This window comes from Pseudomonas sp. BP01 (assembly GCF_022760795.1).
Taxonomy (GTDB): Bacteria; Pseudomonadota; Gammaproteobacteria; order Pseudomonadales; family Pseudomonadaceae; genus Aquipseudomonas; species Aquipseudomonas putida_Q.
Genome location: NZ_JAFBKA010000024.1, coordinates 59,867 through 85,154, shown reverse-complemented (window position 1 = coordinate 85,154; position 25,288 = coordinate 59,867). Strand labels below are relative to the sequence as shown.

At 57.8% G+C, this 25,288-nt stretch carries 37 protein-coding genes and 3 tRNA genes; 39 read left to right on the top strand and 1 reads right to left on the bottom strand.

All coding sequences use genetic code 11. From position 1 onward, the window contains the following. Window positions 1-346: 346 nt before the first annotated feature. From birA to bfr, 37 genes are all read left to right on the top strand, one after another. Window positions 347-1,306, top strand: a complete 960-nt coding sequence (gene birA, locus JOY50_RS20490; protein WP_019473700.1) for a bifunctional biotin--[acetyl-CoA-carboxylase] ligase/biotin operon repressor BirA — start codon at window positions 347-349, stop codon at window positions 1,304-1,306. After that, window positions 1,296-2,045: a pantothenate kinase gene (locus tag JOY50_RS20485; protein WP_019473699.1), complete on the top strand. Its 750-nt coding sequence runs from the start codon at window positions 1,296-1,298 to the stop codon at window positions 2,043-2,045. Before birA ends, JOY50_RS20485 begins: the two co-directional genes overlap by 11 nt. A gap of 7 nt (window positions 2,046-2,052) precedes the next feature. Continuing rightward, complete coding sequence (locus tag JOY50_RS20480) at window positions 2,053-2,478, top strand: hypothetical protein (protein WP_132847099.1); 426 nt, start codon at window positions 2,053-2,055, stop codon at window positions 2,476-2,478. 152 nt (window positions 2,479-2,630) lie between these two features. Beyond that, a tRNA-Tyr gene (locus JOY50_RS20475) sits at window positions 2,631-2,714 on the top strand. A 24-nt stretch (window positions 2,715-2,738) separates the two neighbouring features. Then, window positions 2,739-2,812 (top strand) — tRNA-Gly (locus JOY50_RS20470). Between the two features lie 29 nt (window positions 2,813-2,841). Beyond that, window positions 2,842-2,917: transfer RNA gene (locus JOY50_RS20465), tRNA-Thr, on the top strand. 78 nt (window positions 2,918-2,995) lie between these two features. Then, a complete protein-coding gene (gene tuf, locus JOY50_RS20460; RefSeq protein WP_028614144.1) occupies window positions 2,996-4,189 on the top strand; it encodes an elongation factor Tu in 1,194 nt (397 codons plus the stop codon). Window positions 4,190-4,331: 142 nt separating this feature from the next. Beyond that, the gene (gene rpsJ, locus JOY50_RS20455; protein ID WP_003186070.1) at window positions 4,332-4,643 is read left to right on the top strand and encodes a 30S ribosomal protein S10; all 312 of its coding nucleotides are present in this window, start codon (window positions 4,332-4,334) and stop codon (window positions 4,641-4,643) included. Between the two features lie 80 nt (window positions 4,644-4,723). Next, on the top strand, window positions 4,724-5,359 hold the full coding sequence (gene rplC, locus JOY50_RS20450) for a 50S ribosomal protein L3 (protein ID WP_003257089.1): 636 nt from the start codon (window positions 4,724-4,726) through the stop codon (window positions 5,357-5,359). Window positions 5,360-5,371: 12 nt separating this feature from the next. Further along, window positions 5,372-5,974: a 50S ribosomal protein L4 gene (gene rplD / locus JOY50_RS20445; RefSeq protein WP_003255485.1), complete on the top strand. Its 603-nt coding sequence runs from the start codon at window positions 5,372-5,374 to the stop codon at window positions 5,972-5,974. Continuing rightward, a complete protein-coding gene (gene rplW / locus JOY50_RS20440; RefSeq protein ID WP_003255484.1) occupies window positions 5,971-6,270 on the top strand; it encodes a 50S ribosomal protein L23 in 300 nt (99 codons plus the stop codon). The genes rplD and rplW overlap by 4 nt, the downstream gene beginning before the upstream one ends. A gap of 14 nt (window positions 6,271-6,284) precedes the next feature. Next, window positions 6,285-7,109: a 50S ribosomal protein L2 gene (rplB, locus tag JOY50_RS20435; RefSeq protein ID WP_008089816.1), complete on the top strand. Its 825-nt coding sequence runs from the start codon at window positions 6,285-6,287 to the stop codon at window positions 7,107-7,109. A gap of 16 nt (window positions 7,110-7,125) precedes the next feature. Beyond that, window positions 7,126-7,401, top strand: coding sequence for a 30S ribosomal protein S19 (gene rpsS / locus JOY50_RS20430; protein ID WP_003255482.1), 276 nt, complete (start codon window positions 7,126-7,128; stop codon window positions 7,399-7,401). Between the two features lie 11 nt (window positions 7,402-7,412). Beyond that, complete coding sequence (rplV, locus tag JOY50_RS20425) at window positions 7,413-7,745, top strand: 50S ribosomal protein L22 (protein ID WP_003103908.1); 333 nt, start codon at window positions 7,413-7,415, stop codon at window positions 7,743-7,745. Window positions 7,746-7,758: 13 nt separating this feature from the next. Beyond that, complete coding sequence (gene rpsC / locus JOY50_RS20420) at window positions 7,759-8,445, top strand: 30S ribosomal protein S3 (protein ID WP_003255481.1); 687 nt, start codon at window positions 7,759-7,761, stop codon at window positions 8,443-8,445. A 12-nt stretch (window positions 8,446-8,457) separates the two neighbouring features. Then, entirely contained in the window at window positions 8,458-8,871 is a 414-nt protein-coding gene (rplP, locus tag JOY50_RS20415) for a 50S ribosomal protein L16 (protein WP_003255479.1), read from the top strand. Continuing rightward, window positions 8,871-9,062 (top strand): 50S ribosomal protein L29, encoded by a 192-nt coding sequence (rpmC, locus tag JOY50_RS20410; RefSeq protein ID WP_002555481.1) that lies wholly within the window; start codon window positions 8,871-8,873, stop codon window positions 9,060-9,062. Before rplP ends, rpmC begins: the two co-directional genes overlap by 1 nt. Before the next feature lie 2 nt (window positions 9,063-9,064). After that, a complete protein-coding gene (gene rpsQ, locus JOY50_RS20405; protein ID WP_023534981.1) occupies window positions 9,065-9,331 on the top strand; it encodes a 30S ribosomal protein S17 in 267 nt (88 codons plus the stop codon). Window positions 9,332-9,354: 23 nt separating this feature from the next. Next, entirely contained in the window at window positions 9,355-9,723 is a 369-nt protein-coding gene (rplN, locus tag JOY50_RS20400) for a 50S ribosomal protein L14 (protein WP_002555479.1), read from the top strand. 11 nt (window positions 9,724-9,734) lie between these two features. Beyond that, the gene (gene rplX / locus JOY50_RS20395) at window positions 9,735-10,049 is read left to right on the top strand and encodes a 50S ribosomal protein L24 (RefSeq protein WP_003255476.1); all 315 of its coding nucleotides are present in this window, start codon (window positions 9,735-9,737) and stop codon (window positions 10,047-10,049) included. A 20-nt stretch (window positions 10,050-10,069) separates the two neighbouring features. Further along, window positions 10,070-10,609 carry a 50S ribosomal protein L5 gene (gene rplE, locus JOY50_RS20390; RefSeq protein WP_243055751.1) on the top strand — a complete coding sequence of 180 codons (540 nt, stop codon included), beginning with the start codon at window positions 10,070-10,072 and terminating at the stop codon, window positions 10,607-10,609. A 13-nt stretch (window positions 10,610-10,622) separates the two neighbouring features. Then, window positions 10,623-10,928, top strand: a complete 306-nt coding sequence (gene rpsN / locus JOY50_RS20385; RefSeq protein WP_009681970.1) for a 30S ribosomal protein S14 — start codon at window positions 10,623-10,625, stop codon at window positions 10,926-10,928. A 209-nt stretch (window positions 10,929-11,137) separates the two neighbouring features. Next, window positions 11,138-11,530, top strand: a complete 393-nt coding sequence (rpsH, locus tag JOY50_RS20380; protein ID WP_003255471.1) for a 30S ribosomal protein S8 — start codon at window positions 11,138-11,140, stop codon at window positions 11,528-11,530. 12 nt (window positions 11,531-11,542) lie between these two features. After that, entirely contained in the window at window positions 11,543-12,076 is a 534-nt protein-coding gene (gene rplF / locus JOY50_RS20375; protein ID WP_003255469.1) for a 50S ribosomal protein L6, read from the top strand. Between the two features lie 10 nt (window positions 12,077-12,086). Further along, window positions 12,087-12,437 (top strand): 50S ribosomal protein L18, encoded by a 351-nt coding sequence (gene rplR / locus JOY50_RS20370; RefSeq protein ID WP_003255467.1) that lies wholly within the window; start codon window positions 12,087-12,089, stop codon window positions 12,435-12,437. Window positions 12,438-12,440: 3 nt separating this feature from the next. Beyond that, window positions 12,441-12,941 carry a 30S ribosomal protein S5 gene (gene rpsE / locus JOY50_RS20365; RefSeq protein ID WP_003255465.1) on the top strand — a complete coding sequence of 167 codons (501 nt, stop codon included), beginning with the start codon at window positions 12,441-12,443 and terminating at the stop codon, window positions 12,939-12,941. Between the two features lie 2 nt (window positions 12,942-12,943). Beyond that, on the top strand, window positions 12,944-13,120 hold the full coding sequence (gene rpmD / locus JOY50_RS20360; RefSeq protein WP_016393393.1) for a 50S ribosomal protein L30: 177 nt from the start codon (window positions 12,944-12,946) through the stop codon (window positions 13,118-13,120). Window positions 13,121-13,123: 3 nt separating this feature from the next. Beyond that, entirely contained in the window at window positions 13,124-13,558 is a 435-nt protein-coding gene (gene rplO, locus JOY50_RS20355) for a 50S ribosomal protein L15 (protein ID WP_003255461.1), read from the top strand. After that, window positions 13,559-14,890 carry a preprotein translocase subunit SecY gene (gene secY / locus JOY50_RS20350; protein WP_003255459.1) on the top strand — a complete coding sequence of 444 codons (1,332 nt, stop codon included), beginning with the start codon at window positions 13,559-13,561 and terminating at the stop codon, window positions 14,888-14,890. It abuts the gene before it with no gap. 28 nt (window positions 14,891-14,918) lie between these two features. Beyond that, window positions 14,919-15,035, top strand: coding sequence for a 50S ribosomal protein L36 (gene rpmJ / locus JOY50_RS20345; protein WP_002555468.1), 117 nt, complete (start codon window positions 14,919-14,921; stop codon window positions 15,033-15,035). 131 nt (window positions 15,036-15,166) lie between these two features. After that, a complete protein-coding gene (gene rpsM, locus JOY50_RS20340; RefSeq protein ID WP_003255457.1) occupies window positions 15,167-15,523 on the top strand; it encodes a 30S ribosomal protein S13 in 357 nt (118 codons plus the stop codon). 18 nt (window positions 15,524-15,541) lie between these two features. Further along, window positions 15,542-15,931, top strand: a complete 390-nt coding sequence (gene rpsK / locus JOY50_RS20335; protein ID WP_003255454.1) for a 30S ribosomal protein S11 — start codon at window positions 15,542-15,544, stop codon at window positions 15,929-15,931. 15 nt (window positions 15,932-15,946) lie between these two features. After that, a complete protein-coding gene (rpsD, locus tag JOY50_RS20330; RefSeq protein WP_012270238.1) occupies window positions 15,947-16,567 on the top strand; it encodes a 30S ribosomal protein S4 in 621 nt (206 codons plus the stop codon). A 22-nt stretch (window positions 16,568-16,589) separates the two neighbouring features. Further along, a complete protein-coding gene (locus JOY50_RS20325) occupies window positions 16,590-17,591 on the top strand; it encodes a DNA-directed RNA polymerase subunit alpha (RefSeq protein WP_003255452.1) in 1,002 nt (333 codons plus the stop codon). 42 nt (window positions 17,592-17,633) lie between these two features. Then, on the top strand, window positions 17,634-18,020 hold the full coding sequence (rplQ, locus tag JOY50_RS20320; RefSeq protein WP_003255451.1) for a 50S ribosomal protein L17: 387 nt from the start codon (window positions 17,634-17,636) through the stop codon (window positions 18,018-18,020). Window positions 18,021-18,191: 171 nt separating this feature from the next. Next, window positions 18,192-19,631 carry a catalase gene (locus JOY50_RS20315; RefSeq protein ID WP_132846729.1) on the top strand — a complete coding sequence of 480 codons (1,440 nt, stop codon included), beginning with the start codon at window positions 18,192-18,194 and terminating at the stop codon, window positions 19,629-19,631. Window positions 19,632-19,794: 163 nt separating this feature from the next. Next, on the top strand, window positions 19,795-20,259 hold the full coding sequence (gene bfr, locus JOY50_RS20310) for a bacterioferritin (protein WP_003257116.1): 465 nt from the start codon (window positions 19,795-19,797) through the stop codon (window positions 20,257-20,259). Between the two features lie 71 nt (window positions 20,260-20,330). On the opposite strand, the gene uvrA is transcribed toward bfr, so the two are convergent. After that, entirely contained in the window at window positions 20,331-23,165 is a 2,835-nt protein-coding gene (gene uvrA / locus JOY50_RS20305) for an excinuclease ABC subunit UvrA (RefSeq protein ID WP_165931666.1), read from the bottom strand. 129 nt (window positions 23,166-23,294) lie between these two features. On the opposite strand from uvrA, the gene JOY50_RS20300 reads away from it, so the two are divergent. Together JOY50_RS20300 and JOY50_RS20295 are read left to right on the top strand one after the other, a co-directional pair. Next, window positions 23,295-24,689, top strand: coding sequence for an MFS transporter (locus tag JOY50_RS20300; protein ID WP_132846731.1), 1,395 nt, complete (start codon window positions 23,295-23,297; stop codon window positions 24,687-24,689). Between the two features lie 9 nt (window positions 24,690-24,698). Beyond that, window positions 24,699-25,247: a single-stranded DNA-binding protein gene (locus JOY50_RS20295; RefSeq protein ID WP_132846732.1), complete on the top strand. Its 549-nt coding sequence runs from the start codon at window positions 24,699-24,701 to the stop codon at window positions 25,245-25,247. Window positions 25,248-25,288 lie beyond the last annotated feature (41 nt).

Below are 25,288 nucleotides of genomic sequence, written 5' to 3'. Positions count from 1 at the left end.
CCGAACTCAGCAGTGAAACGATGCATCGCCGATGGTAGTGTGGGGTTTCCCCATGTGAGAGTAGGTCATCGTCAAGATTCATTTCGCAAAACCCCTATCTGCGCATGCAGGTAGGGGTTTTGTCTTTGTGGGCGAAAAATCCGGCCCTGCTCGAGCCCTTGTAGGAGCAGCCTTGTGCTGCGAGGAGGTCGGTAAGGCCAAAGATTGTCTTCGGCTGCAATGGCCTCTTCGCAGCACAAGGCTGCTCCTGCGGAGTAGGGTGCAACGCCAGGTATCCAGGCCCTTTTCCTATGCAAGCCAACAGCCCATGGCTATCATGCCTGCCTTATTCCAAGTTGAGACTGGCATGCTGAAGTTGTTGAATCTCCTCAAGGATGGCCGGTTCCATTCCGGAGAAGCTCTGGGGGCAGCCCTTGGGGTGAGTCGCAGCGCCGTTTGGAAGCAGCTGCAGCACCTGGAGAGCGAGCTGAACCTCACCATTCACAAGGTTCGTGGGCGCGGTTATCAGCTGGCGGCACCACTGGCTTTGCTCGAGGCACAGGCAATCGCCGGGTTTGCTGAAGGCGAGCAGTGGCCGGTTTTTATCCACGAAATCATCGACTCGACCAACGCCGAAGGCTTGAGGCTTGCCAATCAAGGGCAGGTAGCGCCATTTCTCGTCTTGGCCGAGCGGCAAAGCGCAGGCCGCGGCCGACGTGGCCGGCAATGGGTCAGCCCATTTGCTGAAAACCTCTACTACAGCCTTGTCTTGAGGGTGGATGGCGGCATGCGCCAGCTCGAAGGCTTGAGCCTGGTGGTGGGGATTGCAGTAATGCGCACGCTGCAGGCGTTCGGCGTAAAGGATGTAGGGCTTAAATGGCCCAATGATGTACTGGTTCGTGGGCAGAAGATCACCGGCATTCTCCTGGAGTTGGTGGGTGACCCGGCCGATGTCTGTCATGTGGTACTGGGTATCGGTATCAATGTGAACATGCAGGTCAACGCCGAGGTTGATCAGGAGTGGACGTCGATGCAGCGTGAGGTGGGTGCGGCTGTAGACCGTAACCACCTGGTAGCGTCGCTCAATCAGCAATTGCAGCACGAATTGGCACGCCATCGTCGCTACGGGTTTGCCGCATTCCAGGAGGAATGGGAGCAGGCGCACCTTTGGCAGGGGCGCAATGTTTCACTGGTTGCCGGTAGCACACGTATTGATGGCGTGGTTCTTGGCGTCGACGGGCAGGGCGGCTTGCGCCTTGAGGTGGACGGAGTTGAAAAGAGCTTCAGTGGTGGTGAGCTCAGTTTGAGGTTGCGTGATGATTCTTGAGCTCGACTGCGGTAACAGCTTCATCAAGTGGCGTGTAATCCATACCGCTGATGCGATGATTGAAGGTGGCGGGATCGTCGATTCCGATCAAGCACTGCTGGCCGAAGTGACCGCGATGGCCTCGGTGCGTCTGACGGGTTGCCGCATTGTCAGTGTGCGCAGCGAGGAAGAAACCGATGCGCTGTGTGCGTTGATAGCCCAGGCATTTTCCGTGCAGGCGCATGTTGCGCATCCAGCGCAGCGCATGGCCGGTGTGCGCAACGGTTATGACGACTATCAGCGTCTGGGCATGGACCGTTGGCTGGCGGCGCTGGGTGCATTTCACCTGGCCAAGGGCGCGTGCCTGGTGATTGACCTGGGTACCGCTGCCAAAGCGGACTTTGTGGCCGCAGACGGCGAACATCTGGGTGGCTACATCTGTCCGGGCATGCCATTGATGCGCAGTCAGTTGCGTACCCACACCCGGCGTATTCGCTATGACGATGCCTCTGCCGAGCGCGCATTGACCAGCCTGTCGCCTGGCCGCTCTACCGTCGAAGCAGTCGAGCGGGGGTGCGTGTTGATGCTCCAGGGTTTCGCGCGTACCCAGCTTGAGCAGGCGCGTGCGCTGTGGGGTGACGAATTCACCGTGTTCCTTACCGGGGGCGATGCGCCGCTGGTGAGGGAGGCTGTGCCACAGGCGCGTGTCGTCCCTGACCTGGTTTTCGTTGGCCTGGCTATGGCCTGTCCACTGGATTGAGGTGCCTATGCGTTGGTTGTTTCTGTTGCTACTGGTGCTCAACGTCTTCTATTACGTGTGGCATCAGCAGGAAGCACCGCTGAAGGTCAAGGAAGTCGCCCCCCTGTCACTGTACAAGGGGAGTCAGCAAGAAATCCGCCTGTTGCGTGAAACGGGTGTGTCGGCGCCACCCAGACGCCGCGACGAATGCCTGGTAGTGGGTGGGGTGGCAGGGCAGGCGCAGCTGGATGCACTGCGTCAGCGCTTGCTGAGCCTTGATATTGCCACCTTGCCAGTGGCAGGCCAGCTGCCTGGAGCAGAAGGGCGCTGGCTCAAGGTTGCCCCGGAAAGCGAGCGTTTACTGGACCAAACGGTGCTTTCGGCTCTTTCCAATGATTTCAAAGACTTAAAACATAAAATTATTTTCTGCCAGGGTATTGCAACTGGTGAATAGCTTGATAGAATGGCGCCCGCTTCACAGGGAACACCACTCAGGTGGTAGAGCTGGAAGCGGTGTCAAAGCAGCTAAGTTTCAGATTTGATTGAAAAAATTTGAAAAAACGCTTGACACTGGGACGGCAGACAAATAGAATGCCGGCCACATCTGGAGGGATTCCCGAGCGGTCAAAGGGGACGGACTGTAAATCCGTTGCGAGAGCTTCGAAGGTTCGAATCCTTCTCCCTCCACCAGTTTTAGCGAGAGCCGCAAGCTCCGCGGGTATAGTTTAGTGGTAGAACCTCAGCCTTCCAAGCTGATGATGCGGGTTCGATTCCCGCTACCCGCTCCAAGTTTGCTGGATTTTGCGCAAAGTGTTTCGCTCTTGTAGCTCAGTTGGTAGAGCACACCCTTGGTAAGGGTGAGGTCAGCGGTTCAAATCCGCTCAAGAGCTCCATATAAACAAGGCAGATATGAAAATATCTGCCTTTGTTTTATCAGCGCAAGACTATTTCTTCTGCGGAGGATTGTATCGATGGCTAAGGAAAAGTTTGATCGTTCCCTTCCCCACGTTAACGTCGGCACTATCGGCCACGTTGACCACGGTAAGACCACTCTGACCGCAGCTCTGACTCGCGTCTGCTCCGAAGTTTTCGGTTCGGCAGTCGTTGAGTTCGACAAGATCGACTCGGCTCCGGAAGAAAAAGCGCGCGGTATCACCATCAACACCGCTCACGTCGAGTACAACTCGAACATTCGTCACTACGCTCACGTCGACTGCCCAGGTCACGCTGACTACGTGAAGAACATGATCACCGGTGCTGCCCAGATGGACGGCGCGATCCTGGTTTGCTCGGCCGCCGATGGTCCGATGCCACAAACCCGTGAGCACATCCTGCTGTCCCGTCAGGTTGGCGTTCCGTACATCGTGGTCTTCCTGAACAAGGCTGACCTGGTAGACGACGCTGAGCTGCTGGAACTGGTCGAGATGGAAGTTCGCGACCTGCTGTCCACCTATGACTTCCCAGGCGACGACACCCCGATCATCATCGGTTCGGCTCGTATGGCGCTGGAAGGCAAAGACGACAACGAGATGGGCACCACTGCCGTCAAGAAGCTGGTTGAAACTCTGGACAGCTACATCCCAGAGCCAGAGCGCGCTATCGACAAGCCGTTCCTGATGCCAATCGAAGACGTATTCTCGATCTCGGGTCGTGGTACCGTTGTTACCGGCCGTATCGAGCGTGGTATCGTCCGCGTTCAGGATCCGCTGGAAATCGTTGGTCTGCGTGACACCACCACCACCACCTGCACCGGTGTTGAGATGTTCCGCAAGCTGCTGGACGAAGGTCGTGCTGGCGAGAACTGCGGCGTTCTGCTGCGTGGTACCAAGCGTGACGACGTTGAGCGTGGCCAGGTTCTGGTCAAGCCAGGTTCGGTCAAGCCGCACACCAAGTTCACCGCAGAAGTCTACGTCCTGTCGAAGGAAGAAGGCGGCCGTCACACTCCGTTCTTCAAAGGCTACCGTCCTCAGTTCTACTTCCGTACCACTGACGTGACCGGTAACTGCGAACTGCCGGAAGGCGTTGAAATGGTAATGCCAGGTGACAACATTCAGATGACTGTTACCCTGATCAAGACCATCGCAATGGAAGACGGTCTGCGCTTCGCTATCCGTGAAGGCGGTCGTACCGTCGGCGCCGGCGTCGTAGCCAAAATCATCGAGTAATCACTCGACCGATTGAAAAAGGCCTCCGCTCAGCGGGGGCTTTTTTTATTGGGTTGACACTAAATTGGGGCGTCTATAGAATCACGCCTCCTTTTAGCGGGCGTAGTGCGTCCGTTGGGAACAGCCTGGAGTCTGAAATCCAATGCAAAATCAGCAAATCCGTATCAGGTTGAAGGCTTTCGACCATCGCCTGATCGACCAATCCACCCAGGAAATCGTGGAAACCGCGAAACGTACTGGTGCACAAGTGCGTGGTCCGATTCCACTGCCTACCCGCAAAGAGCGTTTCACCGTTCTGGTTTCCCCGCACGTCAACAAAGACGCGCGTGACCAGTACGAGATTCGCACTCATAAGCGTGTTCTGGACATCGTCCAGCCAACGGATAAAACCGTTGACGCGCTGATGAAGCTTGATCTGGCGGCAGGTGTGGAAGTTCAGATCAGCCTCGGCTAAGACTTCGGTCTAGTCGTGTAACGCTCTGAAATGGGCGGCCATAGCGGGTGAAAGCCCCGTACACTCATGAGGTTTACAACATGACTATTGGTGTAATCGGTCGCAAATGCGGTATGACCCGCATTTTCACCGAAGAAGGTGTCTCCATTCCGGTCACGGTCATTGAGATCGAACCGAATCGCGTCACCCAGTTCAAAACTGAGGAAACCGATGGCTACCGTGCAGTGCAAGTCACTGTCGGCGAGCGTCGTGCTTCGCGTGTGACTGCCGCTCAGGCAGGCCACTTCGCCAAGGCTAACGTTGCCGCTGGTCGCGGTGTTTGGGAGTTCCGTCTTGAAGAAGGCGATTTCCAGGCTGGCGATCTGATCAAAGCTGAACTCTTCACTGCAGGCCAGCTGGTAGACGTTACTGGTCAGTCCAAAGGTAAAGGCTTCGCCGGTACCATCAAGCGCTGGAACTTCCGTGGTCAGGACAACACCCACGGTAACTCCGTGTCGCACCGTGTGCCTGGTTCCATCGGCCAGTGCCAGACTCCTGGTCGTGTGTTCAAGGGCAAGAAAATGTCCGGTCACATGGGCGCCGAGCGCGTGACTGTTCAGTCCCTGGAAGTAGTTCGCGTAGACGCTGAACGCAACCTGCTGCTCGTCAAGGGTGCCGTTCCTGGCGCTACTGGCGGCGACGTGGTTGTACGTCCAGCTGTCAAGGCTCGCGGTTAAGGGGAAACTGACATGCAACTCAATGTAAATGACGCTCAGGCGATCGAAGTTTCCGAACTGACTTTCGGTGGCGAATTCAACGAGACGCTGGTACACCAAGCAGTCGTGGCCTACATGGCCGGCGGCCGTCAGGGCACCAAGCAGCAAAAGACCCGTTCCGACGTGGCTGGTGGCGGTAAGCGCCCATGGCGTCAGAAGGGTACTGGCCGTGCTCGTGCTGGTACCACTCGTGGTCCGATCTGGCGTGGCGGTGGTGTAACCTTCGCAGCTCGCCCTCAAGATCACTCGCAGAAGCTCAACAAGAAGATGTATCGCGCAGCTCTGCGCTCCATCCTCGCTGAGCTGGTGCGTAGCGACCGTCTGGTCGTGGTTCAGGACTTCGCTGTTGAAGCACCGAAAACCAAAGATCTGCTGAACAAGCTGAACGGCATGGGTCTGAGCGATGTACTGATCGTTTCCGACGCTGTTGATCAGAACCTGTACCTGGCTGCTCGCAACCTGCCGCACGTCGATGTACGTGACGTACAAGGTTCCGACCCGGTCAGTCTGATCGCATACGAGAAAGTGTTGATCACTGTCTCGGCCGTGAAGAAATTCGAGGAGCTGCTGGGATGAACCAGGAACGCGTATTTAAAGTCCTCCTTGGCCCGCACGTTTCCGAGAAGGCTACCGTTCTGGCTGAGAAAAAAGGCCAGTTCGTATTCAAGGTTGCTACCGATGCAACCAAGCTGGAAATCAAGAAAGCTGTCGAAGGCCTGTTCAACGTAAAAGTTGAAAACGTGTCGACTGTTAACGTTCTGGGTAAAACCAAGCGTACCGCACGTGGTCTGGGCAAGCGTAATGACTGGAAGAAGGCGATTGTCTCCCTTCAGCCAGGCCAAGATCTCGATTTCAGCAGCAGTGCTGAGTAAGGAAGGGGTGCATCATGGCAATCGTTAAATGCAAACCGACTTCCCCTGGCCGCCGTTTCGTGGTCAAGGTGGTCAACAAGGAGCTGCACAAAGGCGCTCCTCACGCACCGCTGCTCGAGAAGAAATCGAAGTCTGGTGGTCGTAACAACAATGGCCGCATTACCACTCGTCACGTTGGTGGTGGTCATAAGCAGCATTACCGTCTGGTCGACTTCCGTCGCAACGACAAAGATGGCATCCCAGCCACTGTCGAGCGTATCGAATACGATCCAAACCGTACTGCTCACATCGCCCTGCTGTGCTACGCAGACGGCGAGCGTCGCTACATCATTGCCCCTAAAGGCGTGAGCGCTGGCGACCAGCTGATCGCAGGTGCACTGGCCCCAATCAAGGCCGGTAACTCCCTGCAACTGCGCAACATCCCAGTAGGTAGCACCATTCACGGTGTTGAACTGAAGCCGGGTAAAGGTGCTCAGATCGCTCGTTCCGCTGGTGCTTCGGCTCAGCTGATCGCTCGTGACGGCGTATACGTGACTCTGCGTCTGCGTTCCGGTGAAATGCGTAAAGTACTGGCTGAGTGCCGTGCGACCCTGGGCGAAGTCTCGAACTCCGAGCACAGCCTGCGTTCGCTGGGTAAAGCGGGTGCCAAACGCTGGCGCGGCGTTCGCCCAACCGTTCGTGGCGTTGCCATGAACCCGGTTGACCACCCACATGGTGGTGGTGAAGGTCGTACCTCCGGTGGTCGTCATCCGGTATCGCCATGGGGCTTCCCAACCAAGGGTGCTAAAACCCGTGGTAATAAGCGTACCGACAACATGATCGTCCGTCGTCGCAAGTAACTAGAGGGATACGACAGTGCCACGTTCTCTGAAAAAAGGTCCTTTTATCGATCTTCACCTGTTGAAGAAGGTCGAAGTGGCGGTGGAGAAGAACGATCGCAAGCCAGTTAAAACCTGGTCGCGTCGCTCGATGATCCTGCCACAAATGGTCGGTCTGACCATCGCGGTTCACAACGGTCGCCAGCATGTTCCAGTTCTCGTGAACGAAGACATGGTCGGCCACAAACTGGGCGAGTTCGCCGGTACCCGCACCTATCGCGGGCACGTGGCTGACAAGAAAGCCAAGCGTTAAGGGGTAAGGAAATGGAAGTAGCCGCTAAGTTGTCGGGCGCTCGCATCTCCGCCCAGAAAGCCCGCTTGGTCGCCGACCAGATCCGCGGGAAGAAGGTGGGCGAAGCGCTCAACCTGTTGGCCTTCAGCAGCAAAAAAGCCGCTGAAATCATGAAGAAAGTCCTCGAGTCGGCCGTAGCCAACGCCGAACACAACGAAGGCGCAGACGTTGATGACCTGAAGGTCTCCACCGTCTTCGTCAACGAAGGGCGTTCGCTGAAGCGTATCATGCCACGTGCCAAAGGCCGTGCTGATCGCATCGTCAAGCGGTCTTGCCATATCACTGTCAAGGTTGCGGACAAGTAACGGAGTCGATCAGATGGGTCAGAAAGTACATCCCACTGGCATTCGCCTGGGAATCGTCAAGGAGCACACCTCCGTCTGGTACGCAGACGGTGCTACTTACGCAGATTACCTCTTGAAGGATCTGAAAACGCGTGAGTACCTCCAAGACAAACTAAAAAGCGCGTCCGTAAGCCGTATCGATATTCATCGTCCGGCTCAAACTGCACGCATCACCATCCACACTGCTCGTCCCGGTATCGTTATCGGCAAGAAAGGTGAAGATGTTGAGAAGCTGCGTCAGGACCTGACCAAGCAGATGGGTGTGCCTGTGCACATCAACATCGAAGAGATCCGCAAGCCGGAACTCGACGCTATGCTGGTTGCGCAGAGCGTAGCTCAGCAGCTGGAACGCCGCGTAATGTTCCGTCGCGCCATGAAGCGCGCCGTACAGAACGCCATGCGTATTGGTGCCAAGGGCATCAAGATCCAGGTGAGCGGTCGTCTCGGCGGTGCCGAGATTGCTCGTACCGAGTGGTATCGCGAAGGTCGTGTGCCTCTGCACACCCTGCGTGCCGATATCGACTACAACACCTACGAAGCTCACACCACTTACGGTGTGATCGGTGTGAAGGTTTGGATCTTCAAAGGCGAAGTTATTGGTGGTCGCCAAGAAGAACTGAAACCACAAGCACCAGCGCCTCGTAAAAAAGCTGCTAAGTAAGGGGTACGCCAAATGTTGCAACCAAAGCGTACAAAATTCCGCAAGCAGATGACCGGCCACAACCGTGGTCTGGCACTGCGCGGTAGCAAAGTCAGCTTCGGCGAATTCGCCCTGAAAGCTGTTGCTCGCGGTCGCCTCACCGCTCGCCAGATCGAGTCCGCACGTCGTGCGCTGACCCGTCACGTTAAGCGTGGCGGCAAGATCTGGATCCGTGTGTTCCCGGACAAGCCGATCTCCAAGAAACCTCTCGAGGTTCGTATGGGTAAAGGTAAGGGCTCCGTGGAGTACTGGGTTGCCCAGATCCAGCCAGGCAAAGTCCTGTACGAGATCGAGGGTGTTTCTGAAGAGCTGGCGCGCGAAGCTTTCGCCCTGGCTGCTGCAAAGCTGCCTCTCGCCACCTCCTTTGTTAAGCGGACGGTGATGTGATGAAAGCGAATGAACTTCGTGAAAAATCGGCACAGCAGCTGAACGAGCAACTGCTCGGCTTGCTGCGCGACCAGTTCAATCTGCGCATGCAGAAAGCAACTGGCCAGTTGGGGCAGTCGCACCTGCTCTCGCAAGTTAAGCGTGACATCGCTCGCGTGAAAACTGTGCTCAACCAGCAGGCAGGTAAGTGATCATGGCTGAAGCTGAAAAAACCGTCCGTACGCTGACTGGCCGTGTCGTCAGCGACAAAATGGACAAGACCATCACCGTTTTGATCGAGCGTCGCGTAAAGCACCCGATCTACGGTAAATACGTTAAGCGTTCGACTAAGCTGCACGCGCACGACGAAACCAACCAGTGCAAGATCGGCGACAAGGTTTCGATTACCGAAACCCGTCCGCTGGCCAAGACCAAGTCCTGGGCACTGGTTGAAGTCCTCGAACGCGCTGTTGAAGTCTAAGGGCTAGGGGTCGGAGAAATTTTATGATTCAGACTCAATCCATGCTCGATGTGGCCGATAACAGCGGCGCTCGTCGCGTCATGTGCATCAAGGTGCTCGGCGGCTCGCACCGTCGTTACGCCGGCATCGGTGACATCATCAAGGTTACTGTCAAGGAAGCAATTCCGCGCGGTAAGGTCAAAAAAGGCCAAGTGATGACTGCTGTTGTCGTGCGCACCCGTCACGGTGTTCGTCGCGCTGACGGTTCCATCATTCGTTTCGACGGCAACGCTGCTGTTCTGCTGAACAACAAGCAAGAGCCGATCGGCACTCGCATCTTCGGGCCAGTGACCCGTGAACTTCGTACTGAGAAGTTCATGAAGATCGTCTCGCTCGCCCCTGAAGTGCTGTAAGGAGATCCGACATGCAAAAGATTCGTCGTGACGACGAGATCATCGTGATCGCCGGCAAAGACAAAGGTAAGCGCGGTAAGGTGCTGAAGGTTCTGGCTGATGACCGTCTGGTCATCGGTGGCGTGAACCTGGTCAAGCGTCATACCAAGCCTAACCCGATGGCGGGCGTTCAGGGCGGTATCGTCGAGAAAGAAGCGCCTCTGCACGCTTCCAACGTTGCCATCTTCAACGGTGAAACCAACAAGGCTGACCGCGTTGGTTTCAAAGTAGAAGACGGTAAGAAAATTCGTGTCTTCAAGTCGACCCAAAAAGCGGTTGATGCTTGAACACTGCTAGGTAGAAGACCATGGCACGACTGAAAGAGATTTACCGGAACGAAATCGCTCATAAGCTTAAGGAAGAACTTAAGCTGTCGAACGTGATGGAAGTTCCGCGCGTTACCAAAATCACCCTGAACATGGGTCTGGGCGAAGCGATCGGCGACAAGAAAGTCATCGAGCACGCAGTAGCTGACCTGGAAAAGATCACCGGTCAAAAGCCGGTCGTGACTTTCGCTCGTAAATCCATCGCTGGCTTCAAAGTCCGCGAAGGATGGCCGATCGGTGTCAAGGTGACCCTGCGTAGCGACAAGATGTACGAATTCCTGGACCGCCTGCTGGCGATCTCCCTGCCTCGGGTTCGCGACTTCCGCGGCCTGAATGCCAAGTCCTTCGATGGCCGTGGCAACTACAGCATGGGCGTGAAAGAGCAGATCATCTTCCCGGAAATCGATTACGACAAGATCGATGCTCTGCGCGGTTTGGACATCACCCTGACCACCACTGCTCGTTCGGACGACGAAGGCCGCGCTCTGCTGCGTGCTTTCAAGTTCCCGTTCCGCAACTGATTGGAGTAGGAAAATGGCCAAGAAGAGCATGAAAAACCGTGAGCTGAAGCGTCAGCTGACGGTAGCCAAGTTCGCTAAGAAGCGTGCTGAGCTGAAAGCGACCATCGTCAATGTTAACGCCTCTCCAGAAGAGCGTTTCGCTGCCGTTGTCGCTCTGCAGAAGCAGCCACGCGACGCTAGCGCCTCGCGCCTGCGCAACCGTTGCCGCCTGACCGGTCGTCCTCACGGTGTATACCGTAAGTTCGGCCTGGGCCGTAACATGCTGCGTCAAGCTGCAATGCGCGGCGACGTACCAGGTCTGGTCAAGGCCTCCTGGTAATCGCTGTCGGTGTGATCCCGGTGGAAGGGGAGCAATCTTCCGACCGCCGGTGACCTCGCCAAGAAACAAGCCCCTATATGGGGCTTGTTTCGTTTCTGCCTTGTGTCTAGAATGACCGGCTCACCCGAGCCTGGGTTTTTTGCCCAATCCGCTCAGGTGGTTGTCATAGCCGCAAGGCTAATAATTCTTGTATCAGGAGCATCTAGCCCATGAGTATGCAGGACCCGTTAGCGGACATGCTAACTCGCATCCGTAATGCCCAGATGGCTGAAAAGTCCGTCGTAAGCATGCCTTCTTCTACCCTGAAGGTCGCGGTTGCCAAAGTTCTGAAGGACGAAGGTTACATCGCTGGCTACCAGGTAACTGGTGAAGCCAAGCCTTCCCTGTCGATCGAACTGAAGTACTTCGAAGGCCGTCCGGTCATCGAGGAACTGAAGCGCTCCAGCCGTCCAGGCCTGCGCCAGTACAAGGCCGTCACCGATCTGCCGAAAGTACGTGGCGGTCTGGGCGTGTCTATTGTCTCCACCAACAAAGGTGTGATGACTGATCGCGCTGCGCGCGCTGCCGGTGTCGGCGGCGAAGTTCTGTGCACAGTGTTCTAAGGGGGGATAGACATGTCTCGCGTCGCTAAGAACCCCGTTAAGCTGCCGTCCGGTGTCGAAGTCAAATTCGCAGGTCAGCAGCTTTCGGTGAAGGGTGCCAAGGGCACTCTCGAACTGAACGTTCACTCGTCTGTTGAAGTTACCGAAGAGTCTGGTGAGCTGCGTTTCGTCGCTCGCAATGGTGACCAGCAAGCTCGTGCCATGGCCGGTACCACCCGCGCTCTGGTTAACAACATGGTCCAGGGCGTAAGCCAAGGCTTCGAGCGTAAGCTCCAGCTGGTCGGTGTTGGTTACAAGGCACAGGCTAAAGGCACCGTCCTGAACCTGGCCCTGGGCTTCTCGCACCCAGTGGACTACGAACTGCCAGCCGGTATCACCGCTGAAACGCCTAGCCAGACCGACATCCTGATCAAGGGTATCGACAAGCAGCTGGTAGGTCAGGTGGCCGCTGAAATCCGCGACTTCCGTCCGCCAGAGCCTTACAAAGGCAAAGGTGTGCGTTACGCGGACGAAGTAGTCCGTCGTAAAGAAGCCAAGAAGAAGTAGGGCCTAGTAAATGACCGACAAAAAAGTTATTCGACTGCGTCGCGCTCGCAAAGCACGTCTCAAGATGCACGAACTCGAAGTCGTGCGCCTGTGCGTGTTCCGCTCCTCGCAGCACATCTACGCCCAGGTCATTTCGGCCGACGGCAGCAAGGTTCTGGCAAGCGCCTCGACCTTGGACAAAGACCTGCGTGATGGCGCCACTGGCAACATCGACGCGGCCACTAAGGTTGGCAAGCTGGTAGCTGAGCGTGCGAAAGCCGCCGGTGTATCTCAAGTTGCCTTTGACCGTTCCGGCTTCAAGTACCATGGCCGCGTCAAAGCGCTGGCTGATGCTGCTCGTGAAGGCGGGCTGGAGTTCTAAGTTATGGCAAATAACGATCAAAAGCGCGACGAAGGCTACATCGAGAAGCTGGTTCAAGTTAACCGCGTTGCCAAGACCGTAAAAGGCGGCCGTATCTTCACCTTCACCGCGTTGACCGTGGTAGGTGATGGTAAAGGTCGTGTCGGCTTCGGCCGTGGCAAATCGCGCGAAGTACCTGCTGCGATTCAGAAAGCCATGGAAGCTGCTCGCCGCAACATGATCCAGGTTGACCTGAAGGGCACCACCCTGCAGTACGCCACCAAGGCTGCCCACGGCGCCTCGAAGGTTTACATGCAGCCTGCCTCGGAAGGTACCGGTATCATCGCCGGTGGCGCAATGCGTGCTGTCCTGGAAGTTGCTGGTGTTCAGAACGTTCTGGCCAAGTGCTACGGTTCGACCAACCCAGTGAACGTGGTTTACGCCACTTTCAAGGGTCTGAAAGCCATGCAATCTCCTGAATCCATTGCTGCCAAGCGCGGCAAGAGCGTCGAGGAGATCTTCTGATCATGGCAACCGTAAAAGTAACGCTGATCAAGAGCGTCTCGGGCCGTCTGCCTAACCACAAACTGTGTGTTAAGGGCCTGGGTCTGCGTCGCATCGGTCACACTGTAGAAGTCCAGGATACTCCCGAGAATCGCGGGATGATCAACAAGGCTTACTACATGCTGCGCGTCGAGGGTTAATCGATGAAACTCAATGATCTGAGTCCAGCGCCGGGTTCCCGTCGCGAGAAGCATCGTCCGGGTCGTGGTATCGGTAGCGGTCTGGGTAAAACCGGCGGCCGTGGCCACAAAGGTCAGACCTCCCGTTCGGGTGGTTCGATCGCTCCGGGCTTCGAAGGCGGTCAACAGCCGCTGCACCGTCGTCTGCCGAAATTCGGCTTCGTTTCCCTGAAAGCCATGGATCGCGCCGAAGTGCGTCTGTCCGAGCTGGCCAAAGTGGAAGGCGACGTGATCTCCGTGCAATCCTTGAAGGATGCCAACGTGATCAACCAGCACATTCAGCGTGTGAAAATCATGCTGTCTGGCGAAGTTACTCGCGCAGTCACCATCAAGGGCATCGCAGCCACCAAGGGTGCGCGTGCGGCTATCGAAGCAGCTGGCGGCAAATTCGAGGAATAAATGGCTAAGCAAGGTGCTCTCTCTTCGCTCGGTAAGGGCGGGATGTCGGAACTCTGGGCTCGTCTGCGCTTTCTGTTCATGGCGATCATCGTCTATCGGATAGGTGCACATATCCCGGTTCCAGGCATCAATCCGGACCGTCTGGCGGATCTGTTTCGGCAGAATGAGGGGACCATTCTTAGCTTGTTCAACATGTTTTCCGGTGGCGCGCTTGAGCGCATGAGCATCTTTGCACTGGGGATCATGCCGTACATTTCGGCATCGATCATCATGCAGCTGATGACGGCGGTCAGCCCGCAACTGGAGCAGTTGAAGAAGGAAGGTGAAGCTGGCCGTCGCAAGATCAGCCAGTACACCCGCTACGGCACCGTTATCCTGGCACTGGTTCAAGCCATTGGCATGTCCATTGGCCTGGCCAACCAGGGCGTGGCGTTTTCTGCGGGCCTGGGCTTCCATGTCGTTGCCGTCTCCACGTTCGTGGCAGGCGCGATGTTCATGATGTGGCTGGGCGAGCAGATCACCGAGCGCGGTGTGGGCAACGGTATCTCGATGTTGATCTTCGCAGGTATCGTTGCCGGTCTTCCGAGAGCAATCGGGCAGTCTTTCGAGTCTGCGCGTACAGGCGATATCAACATTTTCGCCCTGGTCGCTATCGGTTTGCTGGCAGTAGCGATTATCGGTTTTGTGGTGTTCATTGAGCGTGGTCAGCGTCGTATCGCCGTTCACTACGCCAAGCGTCAGCAGGGCCGGAAGGTTTTTGCTGCGCAGACCAGCCACTTGCCGTTGAAAGTGAACATGGCGGGGGTTATCCCGGCCATTTTCGCAAGCAGCATTTTGCTGTTCCCGGCTTCGCTGGGTGCCTGGTTCGGTCAGTCCGAAGGTATGGGCTGGCTGCAGGACATCTCGCAGTCGATCGCTCCTGGTCAGCCGTTGAACATTTTGCTGTTTAGTGCAGGGATCATTTTCTTCTGCTTCTTCTACACAGCGTTGATGTTCAACCCGAAAGACGTAGCGGAAAACCTGAAGAAGTCCGGTGCCTTTATTCCGGGTATCCGTCCTGGTGAGCAGTCGGCACGCTACATTGATGGCGTTCTGACCCGTTTGACCATGTTCGGTGCTCTTTACATGATGGCCGTCTGCCTTCTGCCCCAGTTCCTGGTGGTGGCAGCAAATGTGCCGTTCTACCTTGGCGGGACCTCGTTGCTGATTGTGGTAGTGGTTGTGATGGACTTCATGTCCCAAGTACAATCGCACCTCGTTTCGCACCAGTACGAATCCCTGATGAAGAAAGCCAACCTGAAAGGCTACGGTGGCAGCGGTTTGCTGCGCTGATACGCCCCTAAGGTTCGAGGAGTCGGTAATGAAAGTTCGTGCATCGGTGAAAAAGCTGTGCCGTAACTGCAAGATCATCCGTCGCGAAGGCGTCGTTCGAGTGATCTGCAGCGCGGAACCGCGTCACAAACAGCGCCAAGGCTGAGTGTGATCTGCGCTTCAAACCCAGCAGCTAGTGTGCTGCTGGGTTGATTATTCGTTTCTACAGCGATATTATCTCGCGCCCTATTTCTTGGCTTCCGGGGCGTAGGTAGCTGTCAATTGGAGTCCCACTGAATGGCCCGTATTGCAGGCGTCAACATTCCAGATAACAAGCATACTGTTATCTCGCTGACCTACATCTATGGTGTCGGTCGCACAACTGCACAGAAGATCTGTGCAGACGCTGGTGTAAACCCAGCCGCTAAGATCAAGGATCTGAGCGACGAGCAAATCGAAACCCTGCGTGGCGAAGTTGCGAAGTTCACCACCGAAGGTGACCTGCGTCGTGACATCAACATGAAGATCAAGCGCTTGATGGACCTGGGTTGCTACCGCGGCCTGCGTCATCGTAAAGGTCTGCCGGTTCGCGGTCAGCGCACCAAGACCAACGCACGCACCCGTAAGGGCCCGCGTAAGCCGATCCGCAAGTAACCGCCCAGGAATATAGACATGGCAAAACCTGCTGCTCGTCCTCGTAAGAAAGTCAAAAAGACAGTGGTTGATGGCATCGCCCACATCCACGCTTCTTTCAACAACACCATCGTGACCATCACCGACCGTCAGGGCAATGCTTTGTCCTGGGCGACCTCCGGTGGTTCGGGTTTCCGTGGTTCGCGCAAATCCACCCCGTTCGCAGCCCAGATTGCTGCTGAACGTGCTGGTCAAGCTGCGCTGGAATACGGCCTGAAGAACCTCGACGTCAATGTCAAGGGTCCAGGTCCGGGTCGTGAATCCGCCGTTCGTGCACTGAACAGCTGCGGCTACAAGATCGCCAGCATCACCGACGTGACGCCAATCCCGCATAACGGGTGCCGTCCGCCGAAGAAGCGTCGCGTGTAATCAGGAGACAGAAGAATGGCACGTTACATTGGTCCAAAATGCAAACTGTCTCGTCGTGAAGGCACCGATCTGTTCCTGAAGAGCGGCGTCCGCGCTCTGGAATCGAAGTGCAACATCGAAGCAGCCCCAGGTATCCACGGCCAGCGCCGTGGCCGTCAGTCCGACTACGGTACCCAGCTGCGCGAGAAACAAAAAGTTCGTCGTATCTACGGTGTTCTGGAGCGTCAGTTCCGCGGTTACTACCAAGCTGCAGCCTCGAAAAAAGGCGCAACCGGTGAGAACCTGCTGCAACTGCTCGAGTGCCGTCTGGATAACGTCGTCTACCGTATGGGCTTCGGTTCGACTCGTTCCGAATCCCGTCAGCTGGTTTCGCACAAAGCGATCAGCGTCAACGGTAAGACTGTAAACATTCCATCCTACCAAGTTCGTCCGGGTGACGTGGTCGCGGTCCGCGAGAAGTCGCTGGCCCAGCTGCGCATTGTTCAAGCCCTTGAACTGTGCGCCCAGCGTGGCCGCGTTGAGTGGGTTGACGTGGATGCTGCTAAAAAGTCGGGCGTTTTCAAGAACGTTCCTGCTCGCAGCGACCTGTCTGCCGACATCAACGAAAACCTGATTGTCGAGCTCTACTCCAAGTAAGGGCTAGAAAATAGGTGCATCCATGCAGATTTCGGTAAATGAGTTCCTGACTCCCCGCCACATTGATGTGCAGGTAGTCAGTCCGACCCGCGCCAAGATTACGCTCGAGCCTCTCGAGCGTGGTTTCGGCCATACCCTGGGCAACGCGCTGCGCCGCATCCTGTTGTCCTCCATGCCTGGCTGTGCAGTAGTCGAGGCCGAGATCGATGGCGTACTCCACGAGTACTCCGCGATCGAAGGTGTACAGGAAGACGTAATTGAAATCCTGTTGAACCTGAAAGGCCTGGCTATCAAACTGCACGGTCGTGACGAAGTTACGCTGACCTTGTCGAAAAAGGGTTCGGGGGTGGTTACCGCTGCCGATATTCAGCTGGATCACGATGTCGAGATCGTCAACCCCGATCACGTAATCGCGAACCTGGCGTCGAACGGCGCCCTGAACATGAAGCTCACTGTAGCTCGTGGTCGCGGTTACGAGCCGGCCGACTCCCGTCAAACCGACGAAGACGAAAGCCGTAGCATTGGCCGTCTGCAGTTGGACGCTTCGTTCAGCCCGGTGCGTCGTATCGCCTATGTGGTCGAAAACGCCCGTGTTGAACAGCGTACCAACCTGGACAAGCTGGTCATTGATCTGGAAACCAACGGCACCCTGGATCCTGAAGAGGCTATCCGCCGCGCTGCGACCATCCTGCAACAGCAGCTGGCCGCGTTCGTCGACCTCAAAGGTGACAGTGAGCCTGTCGTAGTCGAGCAGGAAGACGAGATCGATCCGATCCTGCTGCGTCCGGTTGACGACCTGGAACTGACTGTACGTTCGGCCAACTGCCTCAAGGCGGAGAACATCTACTACATCGGCGACCTGATTCAGCGTACCGAAGTAGAGCTGTTGAAGACTCCTAACCTGGGCAAGAAGTCCCTGACTGAAATCAAGGACGTCCTGGCCTCTCGTGGTCTGTCTCTCGGCATGCGCCTCGACAACTGGCCGCCTGCAAGTCTTAAGAAAGACGACAAGGCGACCGCCTGATCGTCGTAATCACCGAACGTAGTGTTTGGTAAGGAATGAATCATGCGTCATCGTAAAAGTGGACGTCACCTGAGCCGTACCAGCTCTCACCGCAAGGCTATGTTCCAGAACATGGCAGTGTCGTTGATCGAGCACGAGCTGATCAAAACCACCCTGCCGAAAGCCAAGGAACTGCGCCGCGTTGCCGAGCCGCTGATCACCCTGGCCAAGGAAGACAGCGTTGCTAACCGTCGTCTGGCCTTCGACCGTACCCGTTCGAAGTCCGCTGTTGGCAAACTGTTCAACGACCTGGGCAAGCGTTACGCCACCCGTCAGGGCGGCTACCTGCGCATCCTGAAGTGCGGTTTCCGCGCTGGCGACAACGCGCCTATGGCGTACGTCGAGCTGGTTGATCGTCCGGTCGGCGGTGCTGTAGAAGCTGCTGAGTAAGACGTTCTGTCTGCTACAAAGAACCGGGCCTAGTGCCCGGTTTTTTGTGTCTGCTCATATTGTTAATTTCTATTGATACAAGTCATGTAATGAATTTGTCCCTGTAACCTTGCTCGTCAATACTCTCTCCAAGCCGATTAGCCGGCGCTTGAAGACCGATAAGGAGAGCCCATGAGCAAGATTCTTACCACCGCCAGCGGTGCGCCAGTAGCCGATAACCAGAACTCCCGTTCCGCCGGCCCGCGTGGCCCGCTGTTGCTCGACGACTTCCACTTGATCGAGAAGCTCGCCCATTTCAACCGCGAGAACATCCCTGAGCGCCGTGTGCACGCGAAGGGTTCGGGCGCCTATGGCACCTTTACCGTCAATCGCGACATCACCCAATACACCAGCGCCAAGCTGTTCGAGCAGGTCGGCAAGCAAACCGAAACCTTTCTGCGTTTCTCCACTGTCGGTGGCGAACGTGGCTCTGCAGACACCGAACGCGACCCTCGTGGCTTTGCCGTCAAGTTCTACACCGAGGAAGGCAACTGGGACATCGTGGGTAACAACACGCCGGTGTTCTTCATTCGCGACCCGCTGAAGTTCCCGGACTTTATCCACACCCAGAAGCGCCATCCGCAATCCAACCTGAAGAACGCCCAGATGATGTGGGATTTCTGGTCGCACTCTCCCGAGGCGCTGCACCAGGTCACCATCCTGTTCTCGGACCGTGGCATTCCGGACGGCTACCGCCATATGCACGGTTTTGGCAGCCACACCTACAGCCTGATCAACGCTGAAGGTGAGCGCACCTGGGTCAAATGGCATTTCAAGACCCAGCAAGGCATCAAGAACCTCGCCCCGGCCGATGCTGCACGCCTGGCGGGTACTGACCCGGACTACGCCCAGCGTGACCTGTTCGAGGCTATCGAGCGTGGTGACTACCCGCGTTGGACCGTATGCATCCAGGTGATGAGCGAAGCCGAGGCTGCCAGCCGCGCCGAGAACCCCTTCGATGTCACCAAGACCTGGTCGCAGAAGGACTATCCGCTGATCGAGGTGGGCGTGCTGGAACTCAATCGGAACCCGCTCAACTACTTCGCCGAGGTCGAGCAGGCTGCGTTCGGGCCGAGCAACATGGTGCCAGGGGTGGGCCTTTCGCCGGACCGCATGCTGCAGGGCCGTGTATTCGCCTACGCAGACGCACACCGCTACCGTGTGGGCACCAACCACCAGCAGTTGCCGGTGAATGCGCCGCGCTGCGCGGTCAACAGCTACCAGCGCGACGGCGCCATGGCCACTGGCAGTTACGGCAGTGCACCGAACTACGAGCCCAACAGCTACGCTGAGGCACCAAAGCAGTCACCACGCCATGCCGAACCGGCGCTGACCCTGACCGGTTCGGCGGACCGTTACGATCACCGTGAGGACACTGACTACTTCAGCCACGCCGGCGCGTTGTTCCGCCTGATGAGCGAGGCGCAGAAGGCGCTGCTGATCAGCAACATCGCCGGGACCATGGCGGGTGTCAGCCAGGACGTGATCCAGCGCCAGTTGCAGTACTTCTTCAAGGCCGACCCTGCCTACGGCGAAGGGATTGCCAAGGCCTTGGGTATCAATCTGGCCTGACTCTAAGTGATAAGCAGAACCGCCCTCATTTGGGCGGTTTTTCAATGAATATCACTACTGTTTAACCGATTTTTTGCCCATGATTGCGCGTTTTTCAGTGACCGCAGGCAAAAGCTGGTTCACACTATGTTGCATAGACGTCTTCACATGGAGAACCAGGGCGATGCAAGGCCACCCAGATGTAATCAACTACCTCGTCACGCTGCTGAAGGGCGAACTGGCGGCACGCGACCAGTACTTCATTCATTCGCGCATGTACGAAGACTGGGGCCTGTCCAAGCTCTACGAGCGCATCAACCACGAGATGGAAGAAGAGACGCAGCACGCTGATGCCCTGATGCGTCGCATCCTCATGCTCGAAGGCACCCCTGACATGCGTGCGGACGACCTGGAAGTCGGCAGCACCGTGCCGGAAATGATCGAGGCTGACCTCAAGCTCGAATACAAGGTGCGTGGCGCCCTGTGCAAAGGCATCGAGCTGTGCGAGCTGCACAAGGACTACATCAGCCGTGACATTCTCCGTGCGCAATTGGCTGATACCGAAGAAGATCACACCTACTGGCTGGAGAAGCAGCAAGGGCTGATCAAGGCCATTGGCCTGGAGAACTACCTGCAGTCGCAGATGTAAGTTATCCACAGACTCAAGAAAAGCCCCTGGCACCAACGGTACCAGGGGCTTTTTCATTGCGGCGGCAACACTCAGGCCCGATCCCGCTCCAGCAGCGGCTTCAGATAATGGCCGGTATAAGACTGTTTCATCTCACACAGCTCTTCCGGCGTACCGCAGGCAATGATCTGTCCACCCTTGGAACCACCCTCCGGCCCCAGGTCCACCAGCCAGTCAGCGGTCTTGATCACATCCAGGTTGTGCTCGATCACCACCACGGTGTTGCCGTGGTCGCGCAAGCGATGCAATACGTCCAGCAGCTGCTGGATATCAGCAAAGTGCAGGCCGGTGGTGGGTTCATCGAGGATGTACAGGGTCTTGCCGGTATCGCGCTTGGACAGCTCGCGCGACAGCTTCACCCGCTGCGCTTCACCGCCAGACAGCGTGGTGGCCGACTGGCCCAGTTTGATGTACGACAGGCCCACATCCATCAGCGTTTGCAGCTTGCGCGCCAGCGCCGGTACTGCGTCGAAGAACTCGCGGGCATCCTCGATGGTCATTTCCAGCACCTCGTGGATGTTTTTGCCCTTGTACTTGATCTCCAGGGTTTCGCGGTTGTAGCGCTTGCTCTTGCACACGTCGCACGGGACGTAGATGTCTGGCAAGAAGTGCATCTCCACCTTGATCAAACCGTCGCCCTGGCAAGCCTCGCAGCGGCCGCCCTTGACGTTGAACGAGAAGCGCCCCGGACCGTAGCCGCGTGAGCGCGATTCCGGCACACCGGAGAACAGCTCGCGGATCGGCGTGAAGATGCCGGTGTAGGTCGCCGGGTTCGAGCGCGGGGTACGGCCGATCGGGCTCTGGTCGATATCCACCACCTTGTCCAGATGCTGCAAGCCGTCCATGCTGCTGTGCGGGGCCGCTTCCAGGGTGCTTGCTCCATTGAGGGCGGTGGCTGCCAGCGGGAACAGGGTGTTGTTGATAAGGGTCGACTTGCCCGAACCGGATACCCCGGTCACACAGGTCAGCAGGCCGATCGGGACTTCCAGGTCGACGCTCTGCAGGTTGTTGCCGCGCGCACCCTTGAGCTTGAGCTGCAGCTTCTTGTTGCGGGGCGTGCGCTTGGCCGGCACGACGATCTTCTTGCGCCCGGACAGGTACTTGCCGGTCAACGAATCGGGGTGATCCATCACCTCCTGCGGCGTGCCCTCGGCGACGATCTGCCCACCATGTACACCGGCCCCCGGGCCAATATCAACCACATAGTCGGCCAGGCGAATGGCGTCCTCGTCATGCTCCACCACGATCACCGTGTTGCCCAGGTCGCGCAGGTGGTTGAGGGTGGCCAGCAGGCGGTCGTTGTCGCGTTGATGAAGGCCGATGGACGGTTCATCGAGGATGTACATCACCCCGACCAGGCCAGCGCCGATCTGGCTGGCCAGGCGGATACGCTGCGCTTCGCCACCGGACAGGGTATCGGCGCTGCGGTCGAGGGTCAGGTAGTCGAGGCCGACGTTGACCAAAAACTGCAGGCGCTCGCAGATTTCTTTGAGAATCTTCGCGGCAATCTCGCCACGGCGGCCGGTCAGGGTCAGTTCGCCAAAGTAGCTGCTGGCCTCACCGATCGGCAGGTTGGTCACCGCTGGCAGGGTCTTTTCGCCTACCCATACGTGGCGGGCCTCGCGGCGCAGGCGGGTACCGCGGCAATCCGGGCAGGGCTGGGTGCCGAGGAACTTCGCCAGCTCTTCACGCACAGTGGCCGATTCGGTCTCGCGGTACCGGCGCTCAAGGTTTGGCACGATGCCTTCAAACGGGTGCGAGCGCTTGACGATGTCGCCACGGTCGTTGAGGTACTTGAAGTCGACAGTCTGCTTGCCACTGCCTTGCAGGATGACCTTCTGGTGCTCGGCCGACAGCTCGCCGAACGGTTCTTCCAGGCTGAAGCCGTAATGCGCGGCCAGCGAGCCAAGCATCTGGAAGTAGTATACGTTGCGCCGGTCCCAGCCGCGGATCGCCCCTTCGGCCAAGGTGAGTTCGGCATTGACCAGGCGCTTGGTATCGAAGAACTGCTTGACCCCCAGGCCATCACAGGTCGGGCAGGCGCCAGCCGGGTTGTTGAAGGAGAACAGCTTGGGTTCCAGCTCACTGATGGCATGGCCGCAGACCGGGCAGGCGAAGCGGGCGGAGAAGATCATCTCTTCGCCTTTTTCGTCGTCCATTGGCGCGACCAGGGCGATGCCGTCGGCCAGCTTCAGCGCGGTCTCGAACGACTCGGCCAGGCGCTGCTGCAGGTCCGAGCGGACCTTGAAACGGTCCACTACCACATCGATGCTGTGCTTCTTCTGCTTGTCCAGCTTCGGCAGTTCATCTAGCTCGTAGAGCTTGCCGTTTACCCGGGCCCGCACAAAGCCCTGGGCGCGCAGCTCGTCGAACACCGCCAGGTGCTCACCCTTGCGCTCGCGCACCACCGGTGCCAGCAGCATCAGCTTGCTGCCTTCCGGGCGCTCCAGCACCAGGTCGACCATCTGGCTGATCGTTTGCGCCTCCAGCGGGATATCGTGGTCCGGGCAACGAGGCGTGCCGACGCGGGCATACAGCAGGCGCAGGTAGTCGTAGATTTCGGTGATGGTGCCAACCGTGGAGCGTGGGTTGTGCGAGGTCGACTTCTGCTCGATGGAAATGGCCGGCGACAGGCCTTCGATGGTGTCGACGTCTGGCTTTTCCATCATCGACAGGAACTGCCGGGCGTAGGCCGACAGCGATTCCACGTAGCGGCGCTGGCCTTCGGCGTACAGGGTGTCGAACGCCAGGGACGACTTGCCGGAACCGGACAGGCCGGTGATCACGATCAGCTTGTCCCGGGGCAGGGTCAGGTCGATGTTCTTCAGGTTGTGGGTCCGTGCCCCACGAATCAGGATCTTGTCCACTGCAGCCTCGCTTGGCGGGCATAAACAAAGAAGTATACGGCGCCCTGCCACTACGCGGCAAAGCGTCGCGTAGATGCCGTCAAGCTGTCGGACTGATAGAATCGCCGCCGGTTCACACGAGGTTAATCCATGCACGACACCCACAACGAGCGCATGAGTGGCGGCGAAACCCGCGCCGCTGGCGGCCTTGCCCTGGTCTTTGCCTTTCGTATGCTGGGCATGTTCATGGTCTTGCCGGTACTGGCCACCTACGGCATGGACCTGGCCGGCGCCACGCCAGCGCTGATCGGCCTGGCCATTGGTGCCTATGGCCTGACCCAGGCGGTATTGCAGATCCCGTTCGGCATGATTTCCGACCGCATCGGCCGTCGGCCGGTGATTTACCTGGGGCTGGTGATCTTTGCCCTGGGCAGTGTGCTGGCGGCTCAGGCCGACTCCATCTGGGGGGTGATCGCCGGGCGTATCCTGCAGGGCGCCGGTGCGATTTCTGCCGCAGTCATGGCGCTGCTGTCCGACCTCACCCGCGAGCAGCACCGGACCAAGGCCATGGCCATGATCGGCATGAGCATCGGCCTGTCGTTCGCCGTCGCCATGGTCGTCGGCCCATTGCTGACAAGTGCCTTTGGTTTGTCAGGATTGTTCCTGGCCACAGCCGGTCTCGCCCTGGTCGGCATCCTGTTGGTCGCTTTTGTAGTGCCCAACACGCACAGCATTTTGCAGCACCGCGAGTCGGGTGTGGCACGCCAGGCCATCGGCCCGACCCTGCGCCATCCGGACCTTCTGCGCCTGGACGTGGGCATCTTCGTGCTGCACGCCATCCTCATGGCCAGCTTCGTCGCATTGCCACTGGCCTTTGTCGAGCGCGGGGGGCTACCCAAGGAGGAGCACTGGTGGGTATACCTGACCGCGCTGTTCATCTCATTTTTTGCAATGGTCCCGTTCATCATCTACGGCGAAAAAAAGCGCAAGATGAAACGCGTGTTGGCTGGTGCGGTCAGTGTCCTGCTGCTGACAGAGATATACTTCTGGGAGTGGGCTGACGGTTTGCGCGGACTGGTGATTGGCACCGTGGTATTCTTTACCGCATTCAACCTGCTGGAGGCTTCGCTGCCTTCGCTGGTCAGCAAGGTGTCGCCTGCCGGTGGCAAGGGGACGGCGATGGGGGTTTATTCCACCAGCCAGTTCCTCGGCGCTGCCTTGGGAGGAATCCTCGGTGGCTGGTTGTTCCAGCACGGCGGGCTGAACATGGTGTTCCTCGGTTGCGCGGTACTGTGTGCCATCTGGCTGGTCGTCGCGTTGCGCATGAACGAGCCGCCCTATGTGACCAGCCTGCGCATGCCGCTGACGCCAGAGGCAGTCCGGGAAGCCGGCCTGACCGAGCGCCTGATGGCCGTGCCGGGTGTGACCGACGCCGTTGTGGTGGAAGAAGAAGCCGCCATCTATATCAAACTGGATACGAAAATTTTGGACCGTACGACCCTCGAGCGCCTGGTGAACCCGGCCTCTTCGGCGTGCGAAGCCTAGGAGAACGTTATGGCCCGTGGGGTTAACAAAGTCATTCTGGTCGGCACCTGTGGCCAGGATCCCGAAGTCCGCTACCTGCCCAACGGTAACGCCGTGACCAACCTGAGCCTGGCTACCAGCGAGCAGTGGACCGACAAGCAGTCGGGCCAGAAGGTCGAGCGTACCGAGTGGCACCGTGTGTCGCTGTTCGGCAAGGTTGCCGAAATCGCTGGCGAGTACCTGCGCAAGGGTTCGCAGTGCTACATCGAAGGCAAGCTGCAGACCCGCGAGTGGGAAAAAGACGGCATCAAGCGCTATACCACCGAGATCATCGTCGACATCAACGGCACCATGCAGCTGCTTGGCGGCCGTCCGCAGGGCCAGCAGCAAGGCGGCGACCCGTACAATCAGGGTGGCGGTAACTACAACCAGGGTGGCCAGCCACAACAGTACAACCAGGCAGCGCCTCGCCAGCAGGCCCAGCGCCCGCAACAGGCCCCTCAGCGCCCAGCGCCCCAGCAGCCTGCGCCGCAGCCGGCCGCTGACTTCGACAGCTTCGATGACGATATTCCGTTCTAGAGAGCACCTTAGCGAAAATTGTAAAGTTTTCCTTGAAGAAC

Bases quoted from the DNA above. Each gene is read 5' to 3' on its own strand.
- birA (WP_019473700.1), top strand. From the start codon at position 347: ATGCTGAAGTTGTTGAATCTCCTCAAGGATGGCCGGTTCCATTCCGGA.
- JOY50_RS20325 (WP_003255452.1), top strand. From the start codon at position 16,590: ATGCAGATTTCGGTAAATGAGTTCCTGACTCCCCGCCACATTGATGTG.
- rpsN (WP_009681970.1), top strand. From the start codon at position 10,623: ATGGCCAAGAAGAGCATGAAAAACCGTGAGCTGAAGCGTCAGCTGACG.
- rplV (WP_003103908.1), top strand. From the start codon at position 7,413: ATGGAAGTAGCCGCTAAGTTGTCGGGCGCTCGCATCTCCGCCCAGAAA.
- rpmJ (WP_002555468.1), top strand. From the start codon at position 14,919: ATGAAAGTTCGTGCATCGGTGAAAAAGCTGTGCCGTAACTGCAAGATC.
- rplC (WP_003257089.1), top strand. From the start codon at position 4,724: ATGACTATTGGTGTAATCGGTCGCAAATGCGGTATGACCCGCATTTTC.
- rpsK (WP_003255454.1), top strand. From the start codon at position 15,542: ATGGCAAAACCTGCTGCTCGTCCTCGTAAGAAAGTCAAAAAGACAGTG.
- tuf (WP_028614144.1), top strand. From the start codon at position 2,996: ATGGCTAAGGAAAAGTTTGATCGTTCCCTTCCCCACGTTAACGTCGGC.
- rpsJ (WP_003186070.1), top strand. From the start codon at position 4,332: ATGCAAAATCAGCAAATCCGTATCAGGTTGAAGGCTTTCGACCATCGC.
- rpsH (WP_003255471.1), top strand. From the start codon at position 11,138: ATGAGTATGCAGGACCCGTTAGCGGACATGCTAACTCGCATCCGTAAT.
- JOY50_RS20480 (WP_132847099.1), top strand. From the start codon at position 2,053: ATGCGTTGGTTGTTTCTGTTGCTACTGGTGCTCAACGTCTTCTATTAC.
- rplQ (WP_003255451.1), top strand. From the start codon at position 17,634: ATGCGTCATCGTAAAAGTGGACGTCACCTGAGCCGTACCAGCTCTCAC.
- rplE (WP_243055751.1), top strand. From the start codon at position 10,070: ATGGCACGACTGAAAGAGATTTACCGGAACGAAATCGCTCATAAGCTT.
- rpsE (WP_003255465.1), top strand. From the start codon at position 12,441: ATGGCAAATAACGATCAAAAGCGCGACGAAGGCTACATCGAGAAGCTG.
- rpsQ (WP_023534981.1), top strand. From the start codon at position 9,065: ATGGCTGAAGCTGAAAAAACCGTCCGTACGCTGACTGGCCGTGTCGTC.
- rplN (WP_002555479.1), top strand. From the start codon at position 9,355: ATGATTCAGACTCAATCCATGCTCGATGTGGCCGATAACAGCGGCGCT.
- rpsM (WP_003255457.1), top strand. From the start codon at position 15,167: ATGGCCCGTATTGCAGGCGTCAACATTCCAGATAACAAGCATACTGTT.
- rpsC (WP_003255481.1), top strand. From the start codon at position 7,759: ATGGGTCAGAAAGTACATCCCACTGGCATTCGCCTGGGAATCGTCAAG.
- JOY50_RS20315 (WP_132846729.1), top strand. From the start codon at position 18,192: ATGAGCAAGATTCTTACCACCGCCAGCGGTGCGCCAGTAGCCGATAAC.
- JOY50_RS20295 (WP_132846732.1), top strand. From the start codon at position 24,699: ATGGCCCGTGGGGTTAACAAAGTCATTCTGGTCGGCACCTGTGGCCAG.
- rpmC (WP_002555481.1), top strand. From the start codon at position 8,871: ATGAAAGCGAATGAACTTCGTGAAAAATCGGCACAGCAGCTGAACGAG.
- rplP (WP_003255479.1), top strand. From the start codon at position 8,458: ATGTTGCAACCAAAGCGTACAAAATTCCGCAAGCAGATGACCGGCCAC.
- rplO (WP_003255461.1), top strand. From the start codon at position 13,124: ATGAAACTCAATGATCTGAGTCCAGCGCCGGGTTCCCGTCGCGAGAAG.
- rplR (WP_003255467.1), top strand. From the start codon at position 12,087: ATGACCGACAAAAAAGTTATTCGACTGCGTCGCGCTCGCAAAGCACGT.
- rplX (WP_003255476.1), top strand. From the start codon at position 9,735: ATGCAAAAGATTCGTCGTGACGACGAGATCATCGTGATCGCCGGCAAA.
- secY (WP_003255459.1), top strand. From the start codon at position 13,559: ATGGCTAAGCAAGGTGCTCTCTCTTCGCTCGGTAAGGGCGGGATGTCG.
- rplB (WP_008089816.1), top strand. From the start codon at position 6,285: ATGGCAATCGTTAAATGCAAACCGACTTCCCCTGGCCGCCGTTTCGTG.
- rpmD (WP_016393393.1), top strand. From the start codon at position 12,944: ATGGCAACCGTAAAAGTAACGCTGATCAAGAGCGTCTCGGGCCGTCTG.
- rpsD (WP_012270238.1), top strand. From the start codon at position 15,947: ATGGCACGTTACATTGGTCCAAAATGCAAACTGTCTCGTCGTGAAGGC.
- rplF (WP_003255469.1), top strand. From the start codon at position 11,543: ATGTCTCGCGTCGCTAAGAACCCCGTTAAGCTGCCGTCCGGTGTCGAA.
- JOY50_RS20485 (WP_019473699.1), top strand. From the start codon at position 1,296: ATGATTCTTGAGCTCGACTGCGGTAACAGCTTCATCAAGTGGCGTGTA.
- bfr (WP_003257116.1), top strand. From the start codon at position 19,795: ATGCAAGGCCACCCAGATGTAATCAACTACCTCGTCACGCTGCTGAAG.
- JOY50_RS20300 (WP_132846731.1), top strand. From the start codon at position 23,295: ATGCACGACACCCACAACGAGCGCATGAGTGGCGGCGAAACCCGCGCC.
- rplD (WP_003255485.1), top strand. From the start codon at position 5,372: ATGCAACTCAATGTAAATGACGCTCAGGCGATCGAAGTTTCCGAACTG.
- rplW (WP_003255484.1), top strand. From the start codon at position 5,971: ATGAACCAGGAACGCGTATTTAAAGTCCTCCTTGGCCCGCACGTTTCC.